Raw genomic sequence first — 21564 nt, 5'->3', positions numbered from 1 at the left:
AAAGCTGCTTTACTTTATTGATGTCATGGAGTGTCTCTAGCATGCATAACACTATTTTTTCCTCGTTGTTTTTTGCTTTTCTGGTTGGAAGTTCGGCAATGGTTGGTGCCGCACCTGCTGTCACACAGCCTGTTCCGGCGACTGTTGTAGTGCCGGTGTTTTCGAACGAGCAAGTCGGCAATGTCAATCTCAATACGGCGGACGTTGAAACACTAAAGCGTGACCTATCGGGAGTTGGTACCGCCAAGGCGATGGCAATAGTTAACTATCGTGACAACCATGGACCTTTCGCTTCGGTAGACGAGTTACTTCAGGTCAATGGTATTGGGAAGTCACTCTTGGAGAAAAATCGTAATAAGTTGAGTGTTCACTGATAGAGAGATGCAAAAATAGCCAGTCATCTGACTGGCTATTTTAAGAGTTATGAAAATATTCGCTTATCAAACTATGATGTTAGGTTTCTGTTTGAAATACTATTTTAGGTTACGAAATTTTGCTTGATAGACGCTGCTTTGTCAGTTCTACAGCCTCTTTCGTAATAGTGAATAGGAAGTCCAGTTCAGTTTCTCCTGTTTTAATAGCTCCCATTTTTTCATGGAAAGATATAACCCGCTCATTTCCTTTTCTCACATCGAAATGTGATTGCTTGAAATTGAGGTACTCAAATGCAAATTTATATACTAGGAATGTGCTTTCTAGAGCAGCGTATTTTGTTTTGTCTTCATTGAGTATCCAGCTTCCCCAGCAGAATGAGTCTTCTGTCAAATCATATATTCGGACTGTTCCGCAAGGGACCCCATCGTTTCTCTCAATGATAAAGTAATATTGAGTTCCCGCTTTTTCATCAAGTTTGTATTTTTTTATCCACTCTCTTTGTGCTTCGATACTTGGGTTTACCGAAGACAAAAACTGATTATATTTTTCATCGAGGCGCAGAGTCAGAACGAACTCAGCATCACTCTCCTCAATCAATCGAAGTCCTATAGTCTTTGATTTCAAATCCATGCTGTTCTCCTATCGGGCTGTGGGGCGAAGTATGACACCTGCCTTCGATGGGAGCTGAAAAAATCATCGGGCAGGGGCTAAATAGTGTTGGTATCTAGCGATGGCGTGATCTGCCAACCGGGGTGATATTCTTTGGTGCTGGGCAGTTTATATCAAGCTACCCTCACACGTCGCCAAGACCTTCCTATATTAAGGGGCGACGTGACGAGCCAACCCTATTTTGATCTGCTGTCTGCTCGTGGAGCAACGTTCCTCTATGGATGCGTCAAAAAACATTTTTCGATTGGCTAGTCGCGGCGTTACTGGAGCACGCTATCGGTATTTTTATTTTATAACTGCTGAACAACATCGAGTATCAGCCGCTGTAACTCAGCGTTCTTTACACTCATGGATAAGACGAAGGGCGAGATGCCGGTTGTAGGATAGCGACTCACACGGGGCCACGGTGAGTTGCTCCAAGCGTGCGTTGAGTTCAGCGCATCGGTATCTTGGTTGTTCTGTCCCCGCGGGCCTAATTGAGCACAAGGTGGGCAGCGGACAGCCTTGCTCAGGGAGGTCAGGTGCTATTCAGAATGATAACTGTCGATAAGCGCTTCCAGTGGCCGTTTCTGCTGAAACAGTTGGGTGCCGTGCTCATCGAGCTCTGTCGCGGCCGCCTGCAAGGCCTTTTCCACCAGTTCGTCCTCAGATTTGAATGCGAATAAACCCCGCCGTGTGTCAGGTCCAGCGCTTTCATCAGCGGTTGCAGGCCGGTGGCGTCAATCCCGTCACGACGAAAGTGGACTGAGGCTTTCTGATGACGCGCTGGTGGGTTTGAGCTTTTTGGTCCTGTGAGTAGCGCGTGGGATTGCCTCCGAAACATCGCGCGATATTTTCCAAACTTGGCTGAACCTTTCACCACTCTTTACACATTTGTGTCGACCGCACTCATCAGCACTTGGGTTGGCACGAATAGTGATTACCTCTGACACAACGATTGTTGAACAATCAAGAGGTCGCCATGGGTATCACATTGTCGTTGGCTGATCAGATTGCCTTGGAGCTTCGAGCCGATATCACCGGTGGGCGGCTGTTGCCTGGCATGGCGTTAGTCGAGGCAGAGCTGGTCAAGGCCTACAACGCTTCACGCAATACCATTCGCGAGGCATTGCATCGCCTCGGCCAAGAGGGTTTGACCCGCTATGTGCGTAACAAAGGGGTGATGGTCCGACGGTTGGAGCGGGATGAGGTACGCGACCTGTTTGTCGTCCGCCGTACGTTAGAGTTGCAGGCAATTGCTATGGGGCGACCCTTATCGGCTGAACAGTGTGACCGTATGCAGGTGGCGATCGAAGCCACCACCCTGGCTCGGGAGCGTGAAGACTGGAGCTCGGTGGCAACCCACAGCCTGGGCTTCCACCAGCAGATTGTCGGCTTGATGTGCAGCCCGTTGTTTGATGAGTTTTTTGCCCAGGTGATCGCGCAGTTGCGTCTGGTGTTTTGCGCGGCCCCTGATGAACAACGTTTCCAGTCACCTTGGCTGGAAAGGGATCGAGAGATTTACGCGTTATTGGCACAAGGCGATAAGCCGGCGGCAGGGGAGGCGATGAGCCTGTATCTGGACGACTCGGAGCGCCTGTCGCTGGCTCTGTTTACTCATTCTGATGGAGGACGTTCACCATGTATAAAGACTATCCCGCCGCTTACCAGGTGAGTAAAGGCTCGGCCTTGCAGGTCGACAAGGCGTTCTACGAGCGGGTTCGCGATGCTGTTGATCAACGCACGCTGATCGAACAGTTCGAAGTGCCGATCCGCACCGGGCGGGCATGGAAGGTCCCCGCCGGTCATGTGTTTCGGGTCACCACGCCGGTGGGGCCGCAGGTGGGTGATTTCAACGTGTGGAATACTAACGACCCACGCGAGCGTTTATGGGCGGCGCGTACCCGGCAGTTGCAGGGCGCCCATGTCAGTACCCATGATCGGCTCTGGTCGAATCTGCCGTTCCTGAGGCCATTGGTGACCATCACTGATGACAGCCTGGCCGGTTATGGCATTGATGAACACGGTGGGCGTTTGCACGATTTGCTGGGCACGCGCTGCGATCCCTATGTGAACAAGATGCTGACGGGGGAGGACTTCCACCACCATTGCCATTCAAACCTGACCCGCGCAGTGCTGCCCCACGGGCTGACGGAGTTTGATGTGCATGACGTGCTGAATATCTTTCAGTGCACCGGGCTCAATCACGACGACATGTATTTTATGAAGGCCTGTCCTGCGCAGAAAGGTGACTACCTGGAGTTCTTTGCCGAGATTGATTTGCTGTGCGCGCTGTCGACATGCCCGGGCGGGGATCTGTCACTGCCGATGTGGGGGCCGGATGCACAGGATCCGCTGACCGTGTGCCGTCCGTTGGGGGTGGAGATTTATCGATTGGAAGACGGGCTGCTCGCAGGCTGGAGCCAGCCCGAACGTGCTGCCTATAAAGGCCAGCACGGGTTGCATATCGCCAAGGCGGATTGGGAGTCATCCTGATCAGCGATCCTGTGAGTCCTTGGCATCCGCCTGGGCGTTGCGTTCGGCCACGCGTTTGCGTTGTTCGTCCGTCAATTCCACCTTGTTGGCGCTGTCACGCAGCATCAACAATCCACCGACGATCGAACCGATCGCAACCACCAGAATCAACCAGGCATACCAGGGCATAACGCTCTCCTTGAGGCAGCTTGCCGCGGGAGGATTTCCCACGGCAATATCAGCTTTGAGCTACGGGGTTTATCAGTGGTTCCATTGTAGCCCCGTTCTGCCTCGAGACTCAGAGTCCGGTCAACATCGCGTCAGCCGGTGCGTCGGCGCGGTCTTGTGCAGTCAGTTGGAAGTAGACATAACCCACCGCCATGAAACCGAGGAAAATCAGCCCGATCAGCGTGTTGAACCAGGCCATCGCCACCAGGCACACCACGGCCAGCACCAGGGCGATGCCGGGAACGATGGGTTAACCCGGGGCACGGAAGGTGCGTTCCAGCATCGGTTCGGTTTTGCGCAGTTTGAACAGACTGAGCATGCTCATGATGTACATCACAATGGCGCCGAACACCGCCATGGTGATCATCGCCGCAGTGAGGGTCATGCCACCCAGGTTGATCAGGCCATCGCTGTAGATTGCTGCGATACCGACGATACCACCGGCGATGATTGCCCGATGGGGCGTCTGAAAGCGCGACAGCTTGGCGAGGAAAGAAGGTAAATACCCGGCACGCGCCAGGGCAAAGAACTGGCGAGAGTAGCCAAGGATGATGCCGTGGAAGCTGGCCACCAGGCCAAACAAGCCAATCCACACCAGCATGTGTAGCCAGCCTGAACTGTCACCGACCACGGTTTTCATCGCTTGCGGCAGCGGATCGTTGATGTTCGACAGCGTGCGCCAGTCACCCACGCCGCCGGCGAAGAACATCACGCCCATCGCCAGGATCACCAGCGTCAGGATGCCGCTGATATAAGCCTTGGGAATCGTGCGTTTCGGGTCCTTGGCTTCTTCGGCGGCCATGGCGGCGCCTTCGATGGCGAGGAAGAACCAGATGGCAAATGGAATCGCGGCAAACATACCGGCAATCGCAGGCGCGCCGAAGGTGTCGGAGCCGGCCCAGCCATTGAGAGCGAAGTTGCTGAAACTGAAGGCAGGCGCGACCACGCCCATGAATACCAGCAGTTCGGCGACGGCCAGCACGCAGACCACCAGTTCAAAGGTTGCCGCCAGTTTGACTCCGAGAATGTTCAGGCCCATGAACACAATGTAAGCGCCCACGGCGGCGTGTTTTGGGTCGAGGGCCGGAAACTGCACATTCAGGTAGGCACCGATGGCCAGGGCGATGGCCGGTGGTGCGAAGACAAATTCAATCAGCGTCGCCAACCCTGCAATCAAGCCGCCTTTCTCGCCAAACGCCCGGCGGCTGTAGGCAAAGGGTCCTCCTGCATGGGGAATTGCGGTAGTCAGCTCGGTGAAACTGAAGATAAAGCAGGTGTACATGGCGGCGACCATCAATGAGGTCACCAAAAAGCCCAGGGTACCGGCCACGCCCCAGCCATAGCTCCAGCCAAAGTACTCCCCGGAAATCACCAGCCCGACGGCGATACCCCATAAGTGCAAGGTGCCCAAGGTTGGTTTGAGTTGTGTGTTCATCGTGTTGCTCCCTGAACGGTGTGTAATGTTTCAGGACGTTGCAGTGGTCATGCCATTCCCGGCAACGGTGTCGTAAAGCGGTTCCGCTGTCGCCTGGGGGACGGTTTTGCGTTTGAATACGTTCCTTGCTGCACCAGATAAGTGCGGCGGTGATGCTGACGGCGCCATCGCGGGCAAGCCCGGCTCCCACAGGTGACAGCATTCCAGTGTGGGAGCCGGGCTTGCCCGCGATGAGGCCCTCAAAGTCCCCCAAAACCCCAGAGTAAACCCCGCATAACCCCACTCTTTACGCGTTCTTTACGCCCCGTCCATACCCTCGCTCTCGTTCCTTTACGCCGCACCTGCGGACAATGCTCCCTACACGCGGCAATCGCCGTACGACGGAGAAACTTCCATGAGCGTTCTGGACGGGGTGTCACTGCTATTGGCCGTGGCGCTGTTCATTTATCTGCTGGTTGCGCTGTTACGCGCGGATCGGAACTAGGAGCGGCTATGCACAGTTATGACTATTTGCTGATCATCGCCTTCTTCGCCTTGGTACTGATTCCGGCGCCCTTCCTGGGTCGGTTCTACTATAAGGTGATGGAAGGTCAGCGTACTTGGCTCACGCCGGTTTTCGGCCCGGTGGAGCGCGTGTGTTATCGCATCGCTGGCGTCGACTCGCAGAGCGAGCAGAGCTGGCAGAAATACACCCTGGCCTTGCTCGCCTTCAACCTCGCAGGCTTTTTGCTGTTGTTTGCAATCCTGGTGTTTCAGGACTACCTGCCCCTCAATCCGCAGAAATTGCCGGGGCAGGAATGGACTCAGGCTTTCAATACCGCGGTCAGTTTCATGACCAACACCAACTGGCAGTCCTACAGCGGCGAGGCTTCCCTGAGCTACCTCAGCCAGATGGCTGGTCTCACCGTGCAGAACTTCGTCAGTGCCGCCACCGGTCTGGCGGTCCTGGTCGCGCTGTGCCGTGGTATCGGTCGCAAATCCAGCAAGACCCTGGGTAATTTCTGGGTCGACATGACTCGCGCCACCCTCTACGGCTTGCTGCCGTTGTGCCTGGTGCTGGCACTGTTCCTGGTGTGGCAGGGCGTGCCGCAAACGTTCGCTCATTACGTGGATGCGGTGACGATGCAGGGCGTGGATCAAGTGATCCCCTTGGGCCCGGCAGCCAGCCAGATTGCGATCAAGCAACTGGGCACCAACGGCGGTGGTTTCTTCGGGGTCAACTCGGCGCATCCGTTCGAGGATCCGACGGCCTGGGCCAACCTGTTCGAAGTGGCATCCATCATCCTGATCCCGGTGGCATTAGTGTTCACCTTTGGGCATTACGTAAAAGACCTGCGTCAGAGCCGAGCGATCCTCGGTTGCATGTTGGCGCTGTTCCTCATCGGCGGCGCGACTTCGCTGTGGTCCGAATACCAGCCCAACTCGACCCTGAACAACCCGGCCGTCGAACAGACTGCGCCGCAGGAGGGTAAGGAGGCACGCTTCGGCACCACCGGTACGGTGTTGTGGTCGGTGACCACCACCGCCGCGTCCAACGGTTCGGTGAACGGCATGCAGGACAGCCTCAGTCCCCTGAGCGGGATGGTCGCGCTGGTCAACATGATGGTCGGCGAAGTGATCTTCGGCGGTGTGGGTGCCGGTATGTACGGCATGTTGCTCAACGTGTTGATTGCGGTGTTCCTCGCCGGCCTGATGATCGGCCGCACCCCGGAATACCTGGGCAAGAAACTCCAGGCCAAGGAAGTGCAATTGCTGGTAGTGACCTTGATGGTGATGCCTGTCGGTGTACTGGTGCTTGGCGCCATTGCCGCCAGCCTGCCTGGTCCGGCCAGCGCTATCAGCAACCCGGGTCCTCACGGTTTCAGCCAGTTGCTCTACGCCTACACCTCGGCCAGTGCCAACAACGGTTCGGCGTTTGGCGGTTTCAGTGCCAACACTCCGTTCCACAACCTGATGCTCGGCCTTGGCATGTTGATCGGTCGCTTCGGCTACATCCTCCCGGTACTGGCCTTGGCCGGCAGCCTGGCGATGAAGAAAACCGCACCGATTGGCCAGAACAGCTTCCCGACTCATGGCCCGCTGTTCGTGACCCTGTTGACCGTGACCATTTTGCTGGTGGGCGGCCTGAGCCTCTTGCCGACACTGGCGCTGGGCCCTATCGCTGAACACTTGAGCATGGCTGCCTTTTAAATAAAGAGCCGAGGGATATGAAAATGAATATGCCTGCAAAAAATGCAGCTCCCGTGAACGCTCAGGAGCCGGCTAAAACCGCCATCTCGGCCCTGTGGCGCCCGGCGCTGATCCAGGCCTTCGTCAAGCTGGATCCGCGCCAGTTGCAACGCTCGCCGGTGATGCTGGTGGTCGAACTGACCGCGATCCTCACCACCGTATTGTGCTTTGTGCCGGACACCTCAGTACCGACCTACGTCGCCGTTCAAATCGCCGTATGGCTGTGGTTCACCGTGCTGTTCGCCAACTTCGCCGAAGCCTTGGCTGAAGGTCGCGGCAAGGCCCGCGCCGACAGCCTCAAGGCCGGCAGCGAAGGCCTCAGTGCGCGTCGCAAGGAAGCCGATGGCAGCTTCAAGGTCGTGCCCGCCGCAAGCCTGCGTAAAGGTGATGTGGTGCGGGTTGTTGCCGGGGAGATGATCCCCGGCGACGGCGAGGTCATTGAAGGTATCGCTGCCGTCAACGAAGCGGCGATCACCGGCGAATCCGCCCCGGTGATCCGTGAGTCCGGCGGCGACCGCTCGGCGGTCACCGGCAACACCCGCCTGGTTTCGGACTGGTTGGTGATCCGTATCACCGTCAATCCAGGTGAGTCGACACTGGACCGCATGATCGCCCTGGTAGAAGGTGCCACACGCCAGAAAACCCCCAACGAAGTAGCACTGGATATCCTGCTGATCGGCCTGACGCTGATCTTCCTGCTGGTGGTGGTGACCCTGCAGCCGTTCGCCCACTTTGCCAATGGCAGCCTGCCGCTGGTGTTCCTGGTGGCGCTGTTGGTCACGCTGATTCCTACCACCATCGGCGGCCTGTTGTCGGCCATCGGTATTGCCGGTATGGATCGCCTGGTGCGCCTGAATGTGATCGCCAAATCCGGCCGCGCCGTGGAAGCGGCGGGGGACGTGCATGTGTTGTTGCTGGACAAGACCGGCACCATCACGTTTGGTAACCGTCGTTGCACGGCGGTGGTTGCCGCGCCCGGTGTCAACGGCAAGGAACTGGCCGAGGGGGCGTTATTCGCTTCGCTGGCCGACGATACCGCCGAAGGCAAGTCCATCGTCGAGTACCTGCGGGCGTTGCATCCTCAGGCTGAGCCCTCGGCTGAAGAGCTGACCGTGGTGCCGTTCAGCGCCGAAACGCGCTTGTCCGGTGTCGATTACCAAGGCCGCGTATTCCGTAAAGGCGCCGTGGATTCGCTGCTGGCATTTATCGGCCTGCAGCGCAGTGACCTGCAACCGGCGCTGTCCCGGGAAATCGACAAGATCGCCCAGAGTGGCGGCACCCCGTTGCTGGTGTGCGCCGATGGCAAATTGCTGGGGGCGATTCACCTCAAGGACGTGGTCAAGCCCGGCATTCGAGAGCGTTTCGCTGAACTGCGCAAACTGGGGATTCGTACGGTGATGGTAACGGGTGATAACCCATTGACCGCCGCCGCAATTGCCGCTGAAGCGGGCGTCGATGACGTACTGGCCGAAGCCACGCCGGAGAAAAAGCTGGCACGTATTCGCCATGAACAGAACGACGGTCGTCTGGTAGCCATGTGCGGCGATGGCGCCAACGACGCCCCGGCGCTGGCCCAGGCCGACGTTGGCATGGCGATGAACGACGGTACTCAGGCCGCCCGTGAAGCGGCCAACATGGTCGACCTCGACAGCGATCCCACCAAGCTGCTGGACGTGGTGCAGATCGGCAAGGAGTTGCTGGTAACCCGTGGCGCACTGACGACCTTTTCCATCGCTAACGATGTGGCCAAGTACTTCGCGATCCTGCCGGCGCTGTTTGCCTCGATCTACCCGCAACTGGGTGTGCTCAACGTGATGCACCTGCAAAGCCCGCAGAGCGCGATCCTCTCGGCCATCGTGTTCAACGCGCTGATTATCGTGGTGCTGATCCCGTTGGCACTGCGCGGTGTGCGTGTGCACGCGGCGAGTGCGGCAGCATTGCTGCGGCGCAACCTGTTGATTTATGGCCTGGGCGGGCTTCTGGTGCCGTTCGTGGGGATCAAGGCGATCGACATGCTGTTGACCGCACTGCACCTGGTGTAACCGGCTGATTTTTGTGGCGAGCGGGCTTGCCCGCGTTGGGCTGCGCAGCAGCCCCAGTAGGACCGCCGCATTCTTTCAGACAGAGTGAGGTGGCCGGTCTAGGGGCCGCTGCGCAGCCCAACGGGGGCAAGCCCCCTCGCCACGGGTTTCAGTTGTGTCAGAAATTGATGTGTTCAACGAATTGAGGAATATGAAATGTCCAACATGATCCGCCCGGCCCTGAGCCTGCTGGTGTTGATGACTCTGATCACCGGCGTGGCCTATCCCCTGGTCGTCACCGGCGTGGCGCAAGTGGCGTTCCCTGATCAAGCCAACGGCAGCCTGGTACGTGATGCCAGTGGCAAGGTCCGCGGTTCAAGCTTGATTGCCCAGGATTTCACCGGCGACAGCTGGTTCCATCCACGGCTGTCTGCCGGGGCATTTGCTACCGTCTCCAGCAGCGCCAGCAACCTGGGGCCAAGCAACCCGGCGTTGGCTACCCGTGTGTTCGACGATGCCAATAAACTGTTGGTGTCGAGCCAGGGCCCGGTGCCTCTGGCGATGTTGACTACCTCTGGCAGCGGTCTTGATCCACACTTGCCACCGCAAGCAATTGCCTATCAACTGGCGCGGGTTGCGGCGGCACGTAATCTGCCGGTGTCGACCCTGGAACGCTTGATGGATGAGCACATCGAAAGCCCGCTGGTAGGCCCGCCGGTGGTGAACGTACTGGCGCTGAACATGGCTTTGGAAAAGTTGTAAGCAGTGGCGCCGCCATTCGACTTGCTCGCGAAGGCGGACTCAAACAATCCACATCAACACCTGAAGGAAGACCGCCCGCATGAGCGACTCCGGCCGCGCCGATGCCCTGTTAGCCGACTTGCCCCGGGACGGCCGTGGCCGGCTCAAAGTGTTCCTCGGCGCCGCCCCGGGTGTCGGCAAGACCTACGCCATGCTCCAGGCTGCCCACACCCAGCTGCGCCAGGGCGTACGACTGGTCGCCGGTGTAGTGGAGACCCATGGCCGCGCCGAGACCGAAGCCTTGCTCAGCGGCCTGCCGCAACAGCCGTTGCTGCGCTCGGAATACCGCGGCGTGATGCTGGAGGAAATGGACCTCGACGGCCTGCTCGCCGCCAAGCCAAAGCTGGTGCTGGTAGACGAACTGGCCCACAGCAACGCTCCCGGTAGCCGCCACGAAAAGCGCTGGCAGGACATTCAGGAACTGCTGGCGGCCGGCATCAACGTGTTCACCACCGTCAACGTGCAGCACCTGGAAAGCCTCAACGACCAGGTGCGTGGCATCACTGGCGTGCAGGTGCGTGAAACCTTGCCCGACTGGGTGTTGCAGGAGGCCGATGAGCTGTTGCTGATCGACCTGCCATCCCGCGAGCTGCTGGAACGTCTGCGCGATGGCAAGGTGTATGTGCCGGAGCAGGCGCGGGCAGCCATCGATGCATTTTTCACCCAGACCAATCTCATGGCCTTGCGCGAACTGGCGATGCAGACCGCGGCGGCCCACGTCGACGATGATTTGGCCCAGGGCTATCGGCAACTGGGCCAGGCAGCACCAACGGTGCGCGGACGTCTGTTGGTGGGCGTGGACGGTGATGCCCAGGCCGAGCGCCTGGTACGTCACGCCAGCCGTGTGGCTCAGCGTCGGCATTTGCCCTGGAGCCTGGTGCACGTGGACAACGGCCGGGTACGGGATGAGCAATCGCGACTGCGCCTGCAAAACGCTCAGCAACTGGCTGAACGCCTGGGCGGTGAAGTAGTGCTGCTGCGGGCGGGAGAAGTGGCCAAGACCCTGATCCAGCACGCCGTCGAACGTCGCGCCAGCCTGGTGTTGGTGGGGCAATCGCGGCCGCGTTGGCATCGCAGGGTGTTCGGTGGTGGACTGGCGTCGCGGCTATTGCGCAATGCCCGTGGCCTGGAGATCAACGTCCTCGACAGCGACGACGCACCGGCCCCGCCACGTATGCCGGATGTGCGTGGCCTGGTGTGGTTCGACTATGCCCTTGCCGTGCTGGCGACCATGCTGGCCGCCGGTGTGGCCTGGGCGGTATCCAGTGTCCTGCCGTTGCCCAACATTTCGTTGGTGTTCCTCGCCGCCGTGTTGCTGGTAGCTGTGCGCAGCAGTCTAGGCCCATCGCTGGCCTGTGCGGCGCTGTCATTCCTGACCTATGACTTCCTGTTTATTCCGCCGAATTTCTCCTTCGCCATCCAGCGGGAAGAAGACGTGCTGACCCTGCTGTTCTTCCTGCTGATGGCCGCGCTGACTGGTAACCTGGCCGCCCGCCAACGCAGGCAACTGCAAGCCCTGCGTGACACCCAGGAAGAAACCAGTGAGCTGCTCGACCTGTCGCGCAAACTCACTGCCGCCACTGACCGTCAGGCGGTGATCAGCGCGGCGGCTCATCACCTTGAAGACTGGAACGACCTGCACCTGTGCCTGGTCAATCGCGACGGGAAGGGTGACTGGAAAGTCGATACCGGCGGCCCGATCACCTTCACCGAGGCTGAGCGCGCCGCTGCCGATTGGGCTTGGCAGCACGATCAGCCGGCGGGCATGGGCACCGGCACCTTACCGTTTGGTCGCTGGTGGTGGTGGCCATTGTCCGGCGAAGAAGGTCCGTTGGGTTTGCTGGGCGTCAGCCCGAAAGCCGGCCGGGAGTTGAGCGGCCAACGCCGTCGCTTGCTCACCGCGTTGAGCCAGCCGCTGGCCCAGGCGTTGGCCCGGGCACAATTGGCCCAGGAACTGGAAGCCGCTCGCCTGCACGGTGAAACCGAACAATTGCGCAGTGCCTTGTTGGCGTCGGTGTCTCATGATTTGCGCACGCCGCTGACCTCCATGCGCGGCAGCATCGACAGCCTGTTGGCCCTCGGCGAGGCCATCCCCCTGGAAGATCGCCGGGAATTGCTGGAAGGTACACGCGACGAAGCCGAGCGTCTGGACCGCTATATTCAGAACCTGCTGGACATGACACGCCTGGGCCACGGTGCCTTGAAGCTGGCGCGGGATTGGGTGTCGCCCGGCGATATCGTCGGCAGCTCGTTGGGCCGCTTGCGCGCGGTGCTGGCACCGTTGCACGTCACGGCTGATGTTCCGGCCGAGTTGCCGTTGTTGTACGTGCACGCGGCATTGATCGAGCAGGCGCTGGTCAATGTGCTGGAAAACGCCGCGCGCTTCTCTCCGCCCCACGGCCGTTTGCAACTACGCGCCGGCGTGCTCGACCAGCAGTTGTTTTTTGCGGTCAGCGATGAGGGCCCTGGGATTCCCGAGGATGAGCGGGCGAAGATTTTCGACATGTTCTACACCGCCGCCCGCGGTGATCGCGGCGGGCAGGGCACCGGGCTCGGCCTGGCGATCTGCCAAGGCATGGTCGGTGCCCACGGCGGGCATATCAGCGTGGCTGAGGGCATTGAAGGGCGGGGCACGTGCATCACCTTATTTCTACCTTTGCAGGCCCAGCCTGGTCTGGAAAGCGAACCTTGAGCTACCCTCTTTTTTTCACGGATTTTGATTGGACACCATGAGCCAGACTGCGACGATTTTGGTCATTGACGACGAACCGCAGATCCGCAAGTTCTTGCGCATCAGCCTGGCCTCCCAGGGCTACAAAGTCATCGAGGCCGGGACCGGCAACGAAGGCCTGGCCCAGGCCGCCTTGAGTAAACCGGACCTGTTGGTCCTTGATCTCGGGCTGCCGGACATGGACGGCCAGCAAGTGCTGCGTGAGTTTCGGGAATGGTCGACGGTGCCGGTGTTGGTGCTGTCGGTGCGCGCCAGTGAAGTACAGAAGGTCGAGGCGCTGGATAACGGGGCCAACGACTACGTGACTAAACCCTTCGGTATCCAGGAGTTCCTGGCACGTGTGCGGGCCCTGTTACGCCAGGCGCCGGCAGGGGAGGCCCAGGAAGCGGCCTTGCGTTTCGGGCCGCTGACCGTAGACCTGGCCTATCGTCGGGTGTTGCTGGACGGCGCCGAAGTGGCGCTGACCCGCAAGGAATATGCAGTGCTGGCGCAACTGGCGCGGCATCCTGGGCGGGTCATTACACAACAGCAACTGCTCAAGGATATCTGGGGCCCGACCCATACCGAAGACAGCCATTACCTGCGGATCGTGGTCGGGCATTTGCGCCAGAAGCTGGCGGATGATCCGACCCAGCCGAGGTTTATCGTGACCGAGGCGGGGGTTGGGTATCGGTTGTTGAATACCGAGGGCTGATACCTGATAGATGTGTGGTGCCTGTATGGACGCCTTCGCGAGCAAGTCGAATCGTCGCACCGCCGCTCCCACATTCGACCGAGTTCCATCTTTGTAATACGGTCGAATGTGGGAGCGGGCTTGCTCGCGAAGGCGTCAGTAGCCACACAGAAAATTCATTGCTGCTCACTCTCATACCGATCCAGCGTATCGCTGGCAATCTCCCGCCCCAGGGCGATCAATTCCGGTGCTTTGTAGAACTCGAAAAATCGGCACACCCGTTTCGGCACGTTGATCAGAATGTCCGGCGGGTAACCGGCGATCTTGTATTGCGCCAGTGACGTCTGCATCACCTCGAAGCTCTGGTTGATCAAGTCCAGCAGCGATGCAGGGCCGACGTTGTCGATGATGAATGAACCGGTGGCAGACTTCGGTGCTCCTGCCTGTTCTGGCGCGGCGGCAGGTTGTTGTGCTTCGGGTTCGGCGGACTCCAGCCACGGATTGATGTCGGCGGCCTGAGCCTGCAGCGCTTCCTGCTCCAGCAGCAACAGCTGCTCGGCCTGCTTGCGGCGAAACGGCAAGTGCGAACCCAGCGAACGCACCAAGTTGTCAAAGCGGCTCTTGAACGCGGGTGGACGTTGAATCACCGGCAGTTGGTAGTGCTTCTGGTTGGTGGAGTTGAGGTTGACCGCGATGATCAGGTCGCAGTGGCTCGACACCACCGGCACGATGGGCAGCGGGTTGAGCAGGCCGCCGTCCACCAACATACGGTTGCCTTGCATCACCGGGGTGAACAGGCTGGGAATGGCGGCCGAAGCACGCATGGCCTGATGCAGGCAGCCTTCCTGGAACCAGATTTCCTGCTGGTTGGTCAGGTCGGTGGCTACAGCGGTGTAGGGGATACGCAGGTCTTCGATATTGATCTCGCCGACGATCTTGCGAATCTGCCCGAAGACCTTCTCGCCGCGTATGGCACCGAGACGAAAGCTCACATCCACCAAGCGCAGTACGTCCAGATAGTCGAGGCTTTCGATCCAGTTTCGGTACTCGTCCAGTTTGCCTGCCGCGTAGATTCCGCCCACCACCGCGCCCATGGAGCAACCGGCGATACAGGCGATGTCATAACCACGTTTTTCGATTTCTTCGATCACGCCGATATGGGCGTAACCCCGGGCGCCGCCGGAGCCCAGCACCAAGGCAACACGTTTCTTCATGATCTGAGCCCTTCGCAAAACAGGTGCCCACAATGCACCCATCGAGAGGTGGCTTCAATATTCGCCGCCCGCGTGGATTATTTTTGCGAGCGGGGCATTCTGCTCGGGTATGCTCTGGCAATAAGAACTTTGGATTTCAGGCCACCTGACAAGGCACTTTTTGTTGTAGGCAACGTCTACTTACCACGACTGTTTTTTCTTTTTTTGAGGTGTCATCGATGAAAGCCTGGATGTGTTTGCCTGTGATCGTATTGGCGCTGGCCGGTTGCGCAGGAAAAACTGCCTATCGCGACAGCTGTGCTTCACAGTTGGATTCGGCCTGGAAGGAGCTGGACCTGGCCAAGGCTGAAGGTTTCGCCGGCACCGTGAGCTACTCCAAGGCCTTGTCCCTGCTGACCGGTGCCAAGACCCAGCAGCAATTCGAAGCCTTCGAAGGGTGCTCCAACAAGGCCGAGAAAGCCCGCTTCTACATTCGTGAGTCTCGTGCCGGGCGTTGATCCCGATCACCGTGTCATGGAGTTGTAGTCGTTAAGGTGGTACGTGGCGCTGGCTGCCTCAGGCGCCCCGATGATGAACAGGGGAAGTAAGCATGTCTGCCTTGGTGGATCAGTTAGTCGCTCAGGTCATTGGCCTGGAAGTTGGGTTGCTGAATTGCCAGGCTCGCCTTGCAGCGGTTACCGATGATGAAGCCCTGCACGACCTGCGTACCACCGTGCGACGCCTGCGCAGCCTGCTGCGGCCGTTGCGTGGATTACCCGGTGTCGAACAACTGGAGGCCGCCGCCCGTAGTGTCGGCCAACTGACCACGCCGCTTCGGGACCGTGAGGTCCTGGCGGCCTATCTTCACCAGCACGGCCATCATGAGGCCGCTGCTCGTCGTATGGCTCAACAGCCAATTGCATATCGTCAGGTAGCCCAAGGGCCGGAGCTGGCGCAAGTGTTGCTGATTCTCGATGCATTCCCGCGATTTATCCGCGCGTCCCAACGGCAAAAGCTGCTCAAGGGCCTGCGCCCGCGCATTGAAAAACGCCTGGCCAAGCAATGGCAGAAACTGGATGTGGCGTTGCACGATCCCGACCACGACCGTCATCGCTTACGCTTGTTGATCAAGCGAGTGCGCTATGCGGCAGAGGCCTACCCGCAACTGGGTAAATTACCGGACAAAGCCACGTCGCGACTCAAGTCTGCTCAAGGCGCGCTGGGTGACTGGCACGATTGCTGGCAATGGCTGACCCAGGCGGAACACCAAGCCGATTTGCAACCCTGTGTCGCTGTGTGGCATCGGACCATGTCCGAAGCCGAAGGGCGGGCGGATCGAGTGCTGGATAAATTGAGCGCCGACTGTTTCACGAATCCGGCCTAAGGCTTATCTGTCCGCTTGTTTGGCCGGAATAGGTGGTGTGCCGTTGCCGCGTGCTGGTTAAGATCCCTCAACCGTTTTTCGTTGAATTGAGGTCGCCATGCGCTTTTGTGATTTGCTCGACGCTGCCCGTAGCCATCCCCTGGACGTGACGATCCCGGCCGAGTGGGCTCAAGGGCGAGCCACATTTGGTGGCCTGGTCGCCGCCTTGCAGTACGAAGCCCTGCGCGCCCAAGTGCCGGCGGATCGCCCGCTGCGCTCGTTGGCCATTACCTTTGTCGGGCCGGTAGCGCCGGATGTGCCGGCAAGTTATCAAGTCGAAGTGCTGCGTGAAGGCAAGGCCGTCAGCCAGTTGCTGGGCCGAGTGGTGCAGAACGGTGAGGTGATGACTCTGGTGCAAGCGAGCTTCGGCGCTTCGCGGCCTTCGCAGATTAACGTCGTGGCCGAACCGGCACCTGCCTTCAAACATTGGGACGAGTGCCAGGAACTGCCCTACATCAAGGGCGTGACCCCCGAGTTCATGCGCCATCTGGCCATGCGCTGGAGTGTGGGTGGTCTGCCATTCACCGGTAACAAATCTCGCGAGATGGGCGGCTGGGTGCGCTTGCGTGGGGATGTGAAGGAAGAGCCGCTGACTGAGGCCTACATCCTCGCATTGGTGGACGCGTGGCCTCCGGCCCTGTTACCCCACCTGACCGAGCCGGCACCGGGCAGCACATTGACCTGGACCATCGAGTTCGTCCAACCCTTGCAGGCCCTCACCACGCTGGACTGGTGCCAGTACCATGTGCAGATCGAGCACGCCCGTGATGGCTATGGTCATGCCGCCGCTGCGCTTTGGAGCCCCGACGGCCAGTTGATGGCCCTGAGCCGGCAGACCGTGGTGGTGTTCGCTTAGGCCTTCAGACCAACAGATGCTGATCGCTGGAGGCGTTAGCTGTACGAGCTTCCAGGTTGCGGCCATGGTGTTGCAGGGCCATGGCCGCCAGCAACCCGACAACCCCGACGGCAACACTGGCCAGGTTCAAGCTGAACACACCAGAGGCGACCAGCAGGAAACCGATGATGAACAGCGGTAGTGCAATCAGTTGCAGGACCTGATTGGTTGAATGCTGATGGCTCTGCGGGTGATTGCGCCATTGCCAGGCGGGAATGTTTGGATGACGTTTACCCATGATCGAATCCTCTGTTCTGAAACTACTTGAACAGAGTTTAGATTGAGCTCGATAGCCAAGCGAATCAAGGCTGGCTATCGAGGCTATAGCTATAACTTCAACTGACCGATCGCCCGGCTCAACTCCCCGGCCAAGGTGGCGAGCGCATTGCTGGTGGTTGCCGAATCCACGGTCTGTTGCACGGTATTTTCAGTGACGTCACGAATGCTCACCACCGCCCGATTCATCTCTTCGGCCACATGACTTTGCTGTTCGGCAGCAACGGCGATCTGGGTGTTGCTTTCACGCATTTGCGCCACGGCCCCGGTGATCTGCGCGAGTGCTGCGCCCGCTTCCTGGGCCTGTTGCACGCAGTCGTCGGCCTTGAACGAGCTTTCCTGCATAAAGTCCACAGCATCCCGCGTGCCAGCCTGCAGCGCCGAGACCATGCGGGTGATTTCGTCGGTGGAGCTTTGTACCCGTTTGGCCAGGTTACGCACCTCATCGGCGACCACCGCAAAGCCACGGCCCATTTCGCCTGCGCGGGCGGCCTCGATGGCGGCATTGAGGGCCAGCAGGTTGGTTTGTTCAGCGATGCTGTGAATCACCCCAACCACACCGTTGATTTTCTGACTGTCCTCGGCCAGTTTCTGGATCATCTCGGCGGTTTGTTGAACGCCGGTGGATAACCCGGCAATCGAGCGTTGCACACGGCCTACCACTTCCTGGCCGCTGCCGGCCAGGGTGTCGGCGGTCTGCGACAGGTCACGGGTGGCGCCGGCATGTTGGGCGATGTGATACACGGTGGCGGTCATCTCATTGATGGCCGTGGCCGCCTGGTCGGTTTCGCTTTGCTGGCCGAGCATGCCGTGTTGGACTTCGTTCATGCTGCTGGCCAGGCGTGCGGCTCCTTCGTCCAGCTGTCTGGCGGTATGTGCCACAGTGTTGACTACCCGCTGGTAGCCGGCTTGCATGGCATTGAAGGCACTGGCCATCTGTCCGACTTCGTCGGTGCAGGCCAAGGGCACGCGGGCCGATAAATCGCCGGTTTTTTCCACATGCAGCATCACGTCTTTCAAGGTGTTGAGCTGGCTGAGCAGGAAGCGGATCAGCAGCTGCGAGGCGCCGAGCATGGCCAACATCAGGATCATCACCGCGACGGCGTAGTTGGCGAAGCGCTCGGCAAATACTTGGCTCAGGCTTGGCACATAAGCCAGCACGGCAACCTGCTGGCCGTCGGGCCGGGCGATCACGTCGGCCCCCATCAGCAGGTTTTCACCGAACAGCGGCATCTGATTGAACTCAACCCAGCCGCTGGCCGTGCTCAGGGCTGACAGATCCTCGCCTGCCAATTGTGGGATCTGGCCCCTTGTGAATGTCAGCCATTGCTCGCCTTTGGGCAGCGCCTGTCCAGCGGGCCAGGCGCCGAGCAATTGCCCCAGAGCCTGCGCAGAGGTTTGGGAGGCATGGCTGCGGGCCTGTTGTTCGAGCTGTACGGCGTACAGCACCAGGAGCAGGGTGGTGATGAAGGCGACCGCATTGACGGCCCAGAATTTGTACTTCAGTGAGATGTTGCTAAGCCAGGCACCCATGGAAGGTTTTCTCTGATAGCGGAAACAGCATTGGCAAGGTGCCATTATTGTGCCGCTACTCAGGGAAAGGCTCTTGATATGGGTCAATGCGCCGCGTCAATCCGGCACAGGCAACCCAAAAAAGGCGCGGGCGCAGGCGGTGCTGTGTTGGGCCAGGTCGTCCGTGCTTTCTTCTCGATGCAAGGCGACTTCGCGCAACACTTCCGGCAGGTAGGCGGGTTCATTACGGCCGTTCTTTGGCTTGGGACGCAGGGTGCGCGGCAACAGGTACGGTGCATCGCTTTCCAGCATCAGACGGCCTCGGGGAATTTCCCTGACTAACGGATGCAGGTGTGTCCCACGGCGCTCATCGCAGATCCACCCGGTAATGCCGATATGCAGGTCCAGGTCGAGGTAGCTGAACAGGGCGCGCTGTTCACCGGTGAAGCAGTGCACCACGGCGGCGGACAGGTGATCACGATAGTCCCGCAGGATTTCCAGCAAGCGCTGGTTGGCGTCCCGCTCATGGAGAAACACCGGCAACTTGAGCTCCACGGCCAGGGCCAGGTGCTCTTCGAGGACTTTTTCCTGTTGCGGGCGCGGCGAGAAATCCCGGTTGAAATCCAGCCCGCATTCACCCACCGCGAGTACGCGGCTTTCCTTGAGCAGTGCTCGCAGGCGTTGTGCGCTGTCAGCGTTCCAATCACTGGCGCTATGGGGGTGGATACCGGCGGTGGCGAATAACCGTTGGTCAGTTTCATCCAGCCGATGGCAGAGTTCCAGGGCCTGCTCGCTGCCCTCCACACTGGTACCGGTGAGGACCAATTGGCTGATCCCGGCGGCATACGCACGGTCCAGTACGGCCTGGTGCTTGTCGTCGAAATGTGGGTTGGTCAGGTTGACGCCGATATCAATGAGTTGCATGGTGCTATCTCCGCCTGCGGTCGGAAAGCATATCAGAGCTGTAGATTTATAAGAAAAACCAAGAACTACAACGAGTTGAAGCTGTCTTTGTATGTCGCGAGACACCGTGTTTGGCCCAGCGCCTTCTACTGTGCCACCCTTGCGGCCAAAGCCTGCGCTCACGGCGCTCTGTTTCTGTCCCCCAATACCTTGTCGTAGATGAGCTGTTGGGCAGTATTCTTTCCGGAGAGCGGATGATCCGACCCTCGGTGTTGCTCATGCTGTGCCTGACATTACTGCTGCCTACGGCGGCGGTTGCGCGTCTGGCCGGGCCGCCGGAAGCGGCCAAACCGGGCAAGGTCCGCGACCTGGCCGAAATTCGCAGCAGCCGCACCTTGCGTGTATTGGTCAACCAGAGCCGCAACAGCTCGGGTGAAGTCCAGGGCCAGGCCATCGGTGCCGAATACCATCGCTTGCGCGCCTTCGAGCAATACCTCAACGGCCACGCTCGTGACGGTCAGGCAATCAACCTCAAGATTATTCCCAAGGCCAAGGACCAATTGCTGGGTGCGCTGGCGCGTGGTGAAGGCGACTTGGTAGCACCCGGCGAACTGCTGGATGTGAAGACGACGCACAAGATCAGCCCCAGCGACCCGATTGTCAGTGACGTGCCGCTGTGGCTTGTCGGGGTCAAGGGTGAGCGACGGTTTACCCGGCTGGAGCAGTTGTCCGGCCGTACCTTGGCCCTGACCACTGGCAGTGCGGCGGGGGAGGCGGTGAACCAGATCAACCAGAAGCTGGCGCTGCGCAAGTTGCCACCGGTGAAAGTGGAGTGGGTTGACCCCAGCCTGGCGGTGGAGGATGTGCTGGAAATGGTCCAGGCCAGGATTTTCCACCTGACCATTGTCGAGCGCCCGATCGCAGAGCGCTGGTCGAAGATCCTGCCCAAGTTGCGCTTTGATCGACAAGTGACGATCCAGGAACCGGGGAAAGAGTACTGGTTTGTGCGCCAGGACGCCGCGATGTTGCGGGCCAGCATTGATCGCTTCCTGAAAACCTACAAGATTCCGTCCGATCAGAACGTTGCCTTTCAACGCGTTTACCAACGTCTGTATAGAGTGCGTTATCCACTGGCTCGAGCCGATCGTCAGCGCCTGGAAAAACTGCGTCCTGTGTTACAGAAACATGCCCGAGAGCAGGGCATGGACTGGTTGAACCTGGCCGCGCTGGCATTCAAGGAATCCTCACTTGATCCGAACGCTAAAAGTGGCAGTGCACCCACCGGCCTTATGCAGATCACGCCGTCGGCTGCCCGGCGGGTAGGGGTCAACAACATTCAGACCGTGGACAGTAATGTGCAGGCGAGCGCGCGTTACCTGGCGCTGATCCGTCGCAAGTTTTTCGCCAGCCCCAAACTTAACGAGCGTGAGCGCATGGCCTTTATCCTGGCGGCCTACAACATGGGACCGGAACGGGTACAAGGCATGCGTGCGGAGGCCCGGCGCCGGGGCTTGAATCCCGATCAGTGGTTCTTCCAGGTCGAGCGTATTGCCATGGAGCAGGTGGGAATGGGCGGTGTCAGCTATGTTAATAGCGTCAACAAGTACTATTTGGCGTTCGATCGGGAGCGCGAATCCCTTGAACCGTCTGCGCCGAAGGTCGCTTCGCGGAAATAATCAGTAAAATAGATATTGATTCGGCATTTTTTCGGCTTTTATCATTCTTTAAACTGATTAATATAGCGGC

At 59.2% G+C, this 21564-nt stretch carries 18 protein-coding genes and 3 pseudogenes; 13 read left to right on the top strand and 8 right to left on the bottom strand.

The features are described from left to right. Nucleotides 1-41 precede the first annotated feature (41 nt). A complete protein-coding gene (locus tag J7E41_RS22565) occupies nt 42-374 on the top strand; it encodes a ComEA family DNA-binding protein (protein WP_214996366.1) in 333 nt (110 codons plus the stop codon). A 109-nt stretch (nt 375-483) separates the two neighbouring features. Here J7E41_RS22565 and J7E41_RS22560 read toward each other — a convergent pair whose 3' ends face one another. After that, a complete protein-coding gene (locus J7E41_RS22560) occupies nt 484-1005 on the bottom strand; it encodes a GNAT family N-acetyltransferase (protein ID WP_214996364.1) in 522 nt (173 codons plus the stop codon). Between the two features lie 329 nt (nt 1006-1334). Next, nucleotides 1335-1875, bottom strand: a pseudogene (locus J7E41_RS28155) (TetR/AcrR family transcriptional regulator). Nucleotides 1876-2005: 130 nt separating this feature from the next. On the opposite strand from J7E41_RS28155, the gene J7E41_RS22555 reads away from it, so the two are divergent. Together J7E41_RS22555 and J7E41_RS22550 are read left to right on the top strand one after the other, a co-directional pair. Next, the gene (locus tag J7E41_RS22555) at nt 2006-2698 is read left to right on the top strand and encodes a GntR family transcriptional regulator (protein WP_214996363.1); all 693 of its coding nucleotides are present in this window, start codon (nt 2006-2008) and stop codon (nt 2696-2698) included. Next, nucleotides 2665-3519, top strand: a complete 855-nt coding sequence (locus J7E41_RS22550) for an urea carboxylase-associated family protein (RefSeq protein ID WP_214996361.1) — start codon at nt 2665-2667, stop codon at nt 3517-3519. Before J7E41_RS22555 ends, J7E41_RS22550 begins: the two co-directional genes overlap by 34 nt. Here the strand turns inward: J7E41_RS22550 and J7E41_RS22545 are convergent, their stop codons facing one another. Together J7E41_RS22545 and eat are read right to left on the bottom strand one after the other, a co-directional pair. Beyond that, the gene (locus J7E41_RS22545) at nt 3520-3687 is read right to left on the bottom strand and encodes a DUF2897 family protein (protein ID WP_169353725.1); all 168 of its coding nucleotides are present in this window, start codon (nt 3685-3687) and stop codon (nt 3520-3522) included. Nucleotides 3688-3796: 109 nt separating this feature from the next. Further along, nucleotides 3797-5161 (bottom strand): annotated as a pseudogene (eat, locus tag J7E41_RS22540) (ethanolamine permease). A 394-nt stretch (nt 5162-5555) separates the two neighbouring features. Here eat and kdpF point away from each other — a divergent pair. The 6 genes from kdpF (at nt 5556) to J7E41_RS22510 (ending at nt 13637) form a co-directional block, all read left to right on the top strand. After that, entirely contained in the window at nt 5556-5645 is a 90-nt protein-coding gene (gene kdpF / locus J7E41_RS22535; RefSeq protein ID WP_003218754.1) for a K(+)-transporting ATPase subunit F, read from the top strand. An 8-nt stretch (nt 5646-5653) separates the two neighbouring features. Next, nucleotides 5654-7351 carry a potassium-transporting ATPase subunit KdpA gene (gene kdpA, locus J7E41_RS22530; protein ID WP_214996359.1) on the top strand — a complete coding sequence of 566 codons (1698 nt, stop codon included), beginning with the start codon at nt 5654-5656 and terminating at the stop codon, nt 7349-7351. A gap of 23 nt (nt 7352-7374) precedes the next feature. After that, nucleotides 7375-9432, top strand: a complete 2058-nt coding sequence (gene kdpB / locus J7E41_RS22525; RefSeq protein ID WP_214996357.1) for a potassium-transporting ATPase subunit KdpB — start codon at nt 7375-7377, stop codon at nt 9430-9432. Nucleotides 9433-9627: 195 nt separating this feature from the next. Next, complete coding sequence (gene kdpC / locus J7E41_RS22520; RefSeq protein WP_214996355.1) at nt 9628-10173, top strand: potassium-transporting ATPase subunit KdpC; 546 nt, start codon at nt 9628-9630, stop codon at nt 10171-10173. 79 nt (nt 10174-10252) lie between these two features. Continuing rightward, nucleotides 10253-12904: a sensor histidine kinase gene (locus J7E41_RS22515; RefSeq protein ID WP_214996353.1), complete on the top strand. Its 2652-nt coding sequence runs from the start codon at nt 10253-10255 to the stop codon at nt 12902-12904. Between the two features lie 37 nt (nt 12905-12941). Further along, complete coding sequence (locus J7E41_RS22510; RefSeq protein ID WP_169353731.1) at nt 12942-13637, top strand: response regulator; 696 nt, start codon at nt 12942-12944, stop codon at nt 13635-13637. 155 nt (nt 13638-13792) lie between these two features. Here J7E41_RS22510 and J7E41_RS22505 read toward each other — a convergent pair whose 3' ends face one another. Next, nucleotides 13793-14830 carry a patatin-like phospholipase family protein gene (locus J7E41_RS22505; protein ID WP_214996352.1) on the bottom strand — a complete coding sequence of 346 codons (1038 nt, stop codon included), beginning with the start codon at nt 14828-14830 and terminating at the stop codon, nt 13793-13795. A gap of 218 nt (nt 14831-15048) precedes the next feature. Between J7E41_RS22505 and J7E41_RS22500 the strand changes: the two genes are divergently transcribed. From J7E41_RS22500 to J7E41_RS22490, 3 genes are all read left to right on the top strand, one after another. Beyond that, nucleotides 15049-15327, top strand: a complete 279-nt coding sequence (locus J7E41_RS22500) for a hypothetical protein (RefSeq protein WP_155584321.1) — start codon at nt 15049-15051, stop codon at nt 15325-15327. A gap of 92 nt (nt 15328-15419) precedes the next feature. Next, entirely contained in the window at nt 15420-16193 is a 774-nt protein-coding gene (locus tag J7E41_RS22495) for a CHAD domain-containing protein (RefSeq protein WP_214996350.1), read from the top strand. A 97-nt stretch (nt 16194-16290) separates the two neighbouring features. Beyond that, nucleotides 16291-17088 carry an acyl-CoA thioesterase gene (locus J7E41_RS22490; RefSeq protein WP_214996349.1) on the top strand — a complete coding sequence of 266 codons (798 nt, stop codon included), beginning with the start codon at nt 16291-16293 and terminating at the stop codon, nt 17086-17088. Nucleotides 17089-17107: 19 nt separating this feature from the next. Here the strand turns inward: J7E41_RS22490 and J7E41_RS22485 are convergent. The 3 genes and pseudogenes from J7E41_RS22485 to J7E41_RS22475 form a co-directional block, all read right to left on the bottom strand. Beyond that, nucleotides 17108-17365: pseudogene (locus J7E41_RS22485) on the bottom strand (terminase); the annotation flags it as partial. Nucleotides 17366-17454: 89 nt separating this feature from the next. Next, nucleotides 17455-18936, bottom strand: a complete 1482-nt coding sequence (locus tag J7E41_RS22480) for a methyl-accepting chemotaxis protein (protein WP_214996345.1) — start codon at nt 18934-18936, stop codon at nt 17455-17457. Between the two features lie 96 nt (nt 18937-19032). Beyond that, nucleotides 19033-19839 (bottom strand): TatD family hydrolase, encoded by an 807-nt coding sequence (locus J7E41_RS22475; protein ID WP_214996343.1) that lies wholly within the window; start codon nt 19837-19839, stop codon nt 19033-19035. Between the two features lie 233 nt (nt 19840-20072). On the opposite strand from J7E41_RS22475, the gene J7E41_RS22470 reads away from it, so the two are divergent. Further along, on the top strand, nt 20073-21494 hold the full coding sequence (locus J7E41_RS22470) for a transglycosylase SLT domain-containing protein (RefSeq protein WP_214996341.1): 1422 nt from the start codon (nt 20073-20075) through the stop codon (nt 21492-21494). Nucleotides 21495-21564 lie beyond the last annotated feature (70 nt).

The sequence above is a fragment of the Pseudomonas fluorescens genome, assembly GCF_018614655.1.
In the GTDB taxonomy this organism is placed as follows: domain Bacteria; phylum Pseudomonadota; class Gammaproteobacteria; order Pseudomonadales; family Pseudomonadaceae; genus Aquipseudomonas; species Aquipseudomonas fluorescens_BX.
This window is presented reverse-complemented; position numbering and strand designations above follow the sequence as displayed.

Bases quoted from the DNA above. Each gene is read 5' to 3' on its own strand.
- kdpB (WP_214996357.1), top strand. From the start codon at position 7,375: ATGAATATGCCTGCAAAAAATGCAGCTCCCGTGAACGCTCAGGAGCCG.
- kdpC (WP_214996355.1), top strand. From the start codon at position 9,628: ATGTCCAACATGATCCGCCCGGCCCTGAGCCTGCTGGTGTTGATGACT.
- J7E41_RS22560 (WP_214996364.1), bottom strand. From the start codon at position 1,005: ATGGATTTGAAATCAAAGACTATAGGACTTCGATTGATTGAGGAGAGT.
- J7E41_RS22510 (WP_169353731.1), top strand. From the start codon at position 12,942: ATGAGCCAGACTGCGACGATTTTGGTCATTGACGACGAACCGCAGATC.
- J7E41_RS22475 (WP_214996343.1), bottom strand. From the start codon at position 19,839: ATGCAACTCATTGATATCGGCGTCAACCTGACCAACCCACATTTCGAC.
- kdpF (WP_003218754.1), top strand. From the start codon at position 5,556: ATGAGCGTTCTGGACGGGGTGTCACTGCTATTGGCCGTGGCGCTGTTC.
- J7E41_RS22545 (WP_169353725.1), bottom strand. From the start codon at position 3,687: ATGCCCTGGTATGCCTGGTTGATTCTGGTGGTTGCGATCGGTTCGATC.
- kdpA (WP_214996359.1), top strand. From the start codon at position 5,654: ATGCACAGTTATGACTATTTGCTGATCATCGCCTTCTTCGCCTTGGTA.
- J7E41_RS22480 (WP_214996345.1), bottom strand. From the start codon at position 18,936: ATGGGTGCCTGGCTTAGCAACATCTCACTGAAGTACAAATTCTGGGCC.
- J7E41_RS22555 (WP_214996363.1), top strand. From the start codon at position 2,006: ATGGGTATCACATTGTCGTTGGCTGATCAGATTGCCTTGGAGCTTCGA.
- J7E41_RS22565 (WP_214996366.1), top strand. From the start codon at position 42: ATGCATAACACTATTTTTTCCTCGTTGTTTTTTGCTTTTCTGGTTGGA.
- J7E41_RS22505 (WP_214996352.1), bottom strand. From the start codon at position 14,830: ATGAAGAAACGTGTTGCCTTGGTGCTGGGCTCCGGCGGCGCCCGGGGT.
- J7E41_RS22550 (WP_214996361.1), top strand. From the start codon at position 2,665: ATGTATAAAGACTATCCCGCCGCTTACCAGGTGAGTAAAGGCTCGGCC.
- J7E41_RS22500 (WP_155584321.1), top strand. From the start codon at position 15,049: ATGAAAGCCTGGATGTGTTTGCCTGTGATCGTATTGGCGCTGGCCGGT.
- J7E41_RS22490 (WP_214996349.1), top strand. From the start codon at position 16,291: ATGCGCTTTTGTGATTTGCTCGACGCTGCCCGTAGCCATCCCCTGGAC.
- J7E41_RS22470 (WP_214996341.1), top strand. From the start codon at position 20,073: ATGATCCGACCCTCGGTGTTGCTCATGCTGTGCCTGACATTACTGCTG.
- J7E41_RS22495 (WP_214996350.1), top strand. From the start codon at position 15,420: ATGTCTGCCTTGGTGGATCAGTTAGTCGCTCAGGTCATTGGCCTGGAA.
- J7E41_RS22515 (WP_214996353.1), top strand. From the start codon at position 10,253: ATGAGCGACTCCGGCCGCGCCGATGCCCTGTTAGCCGACTTGCCCCGG.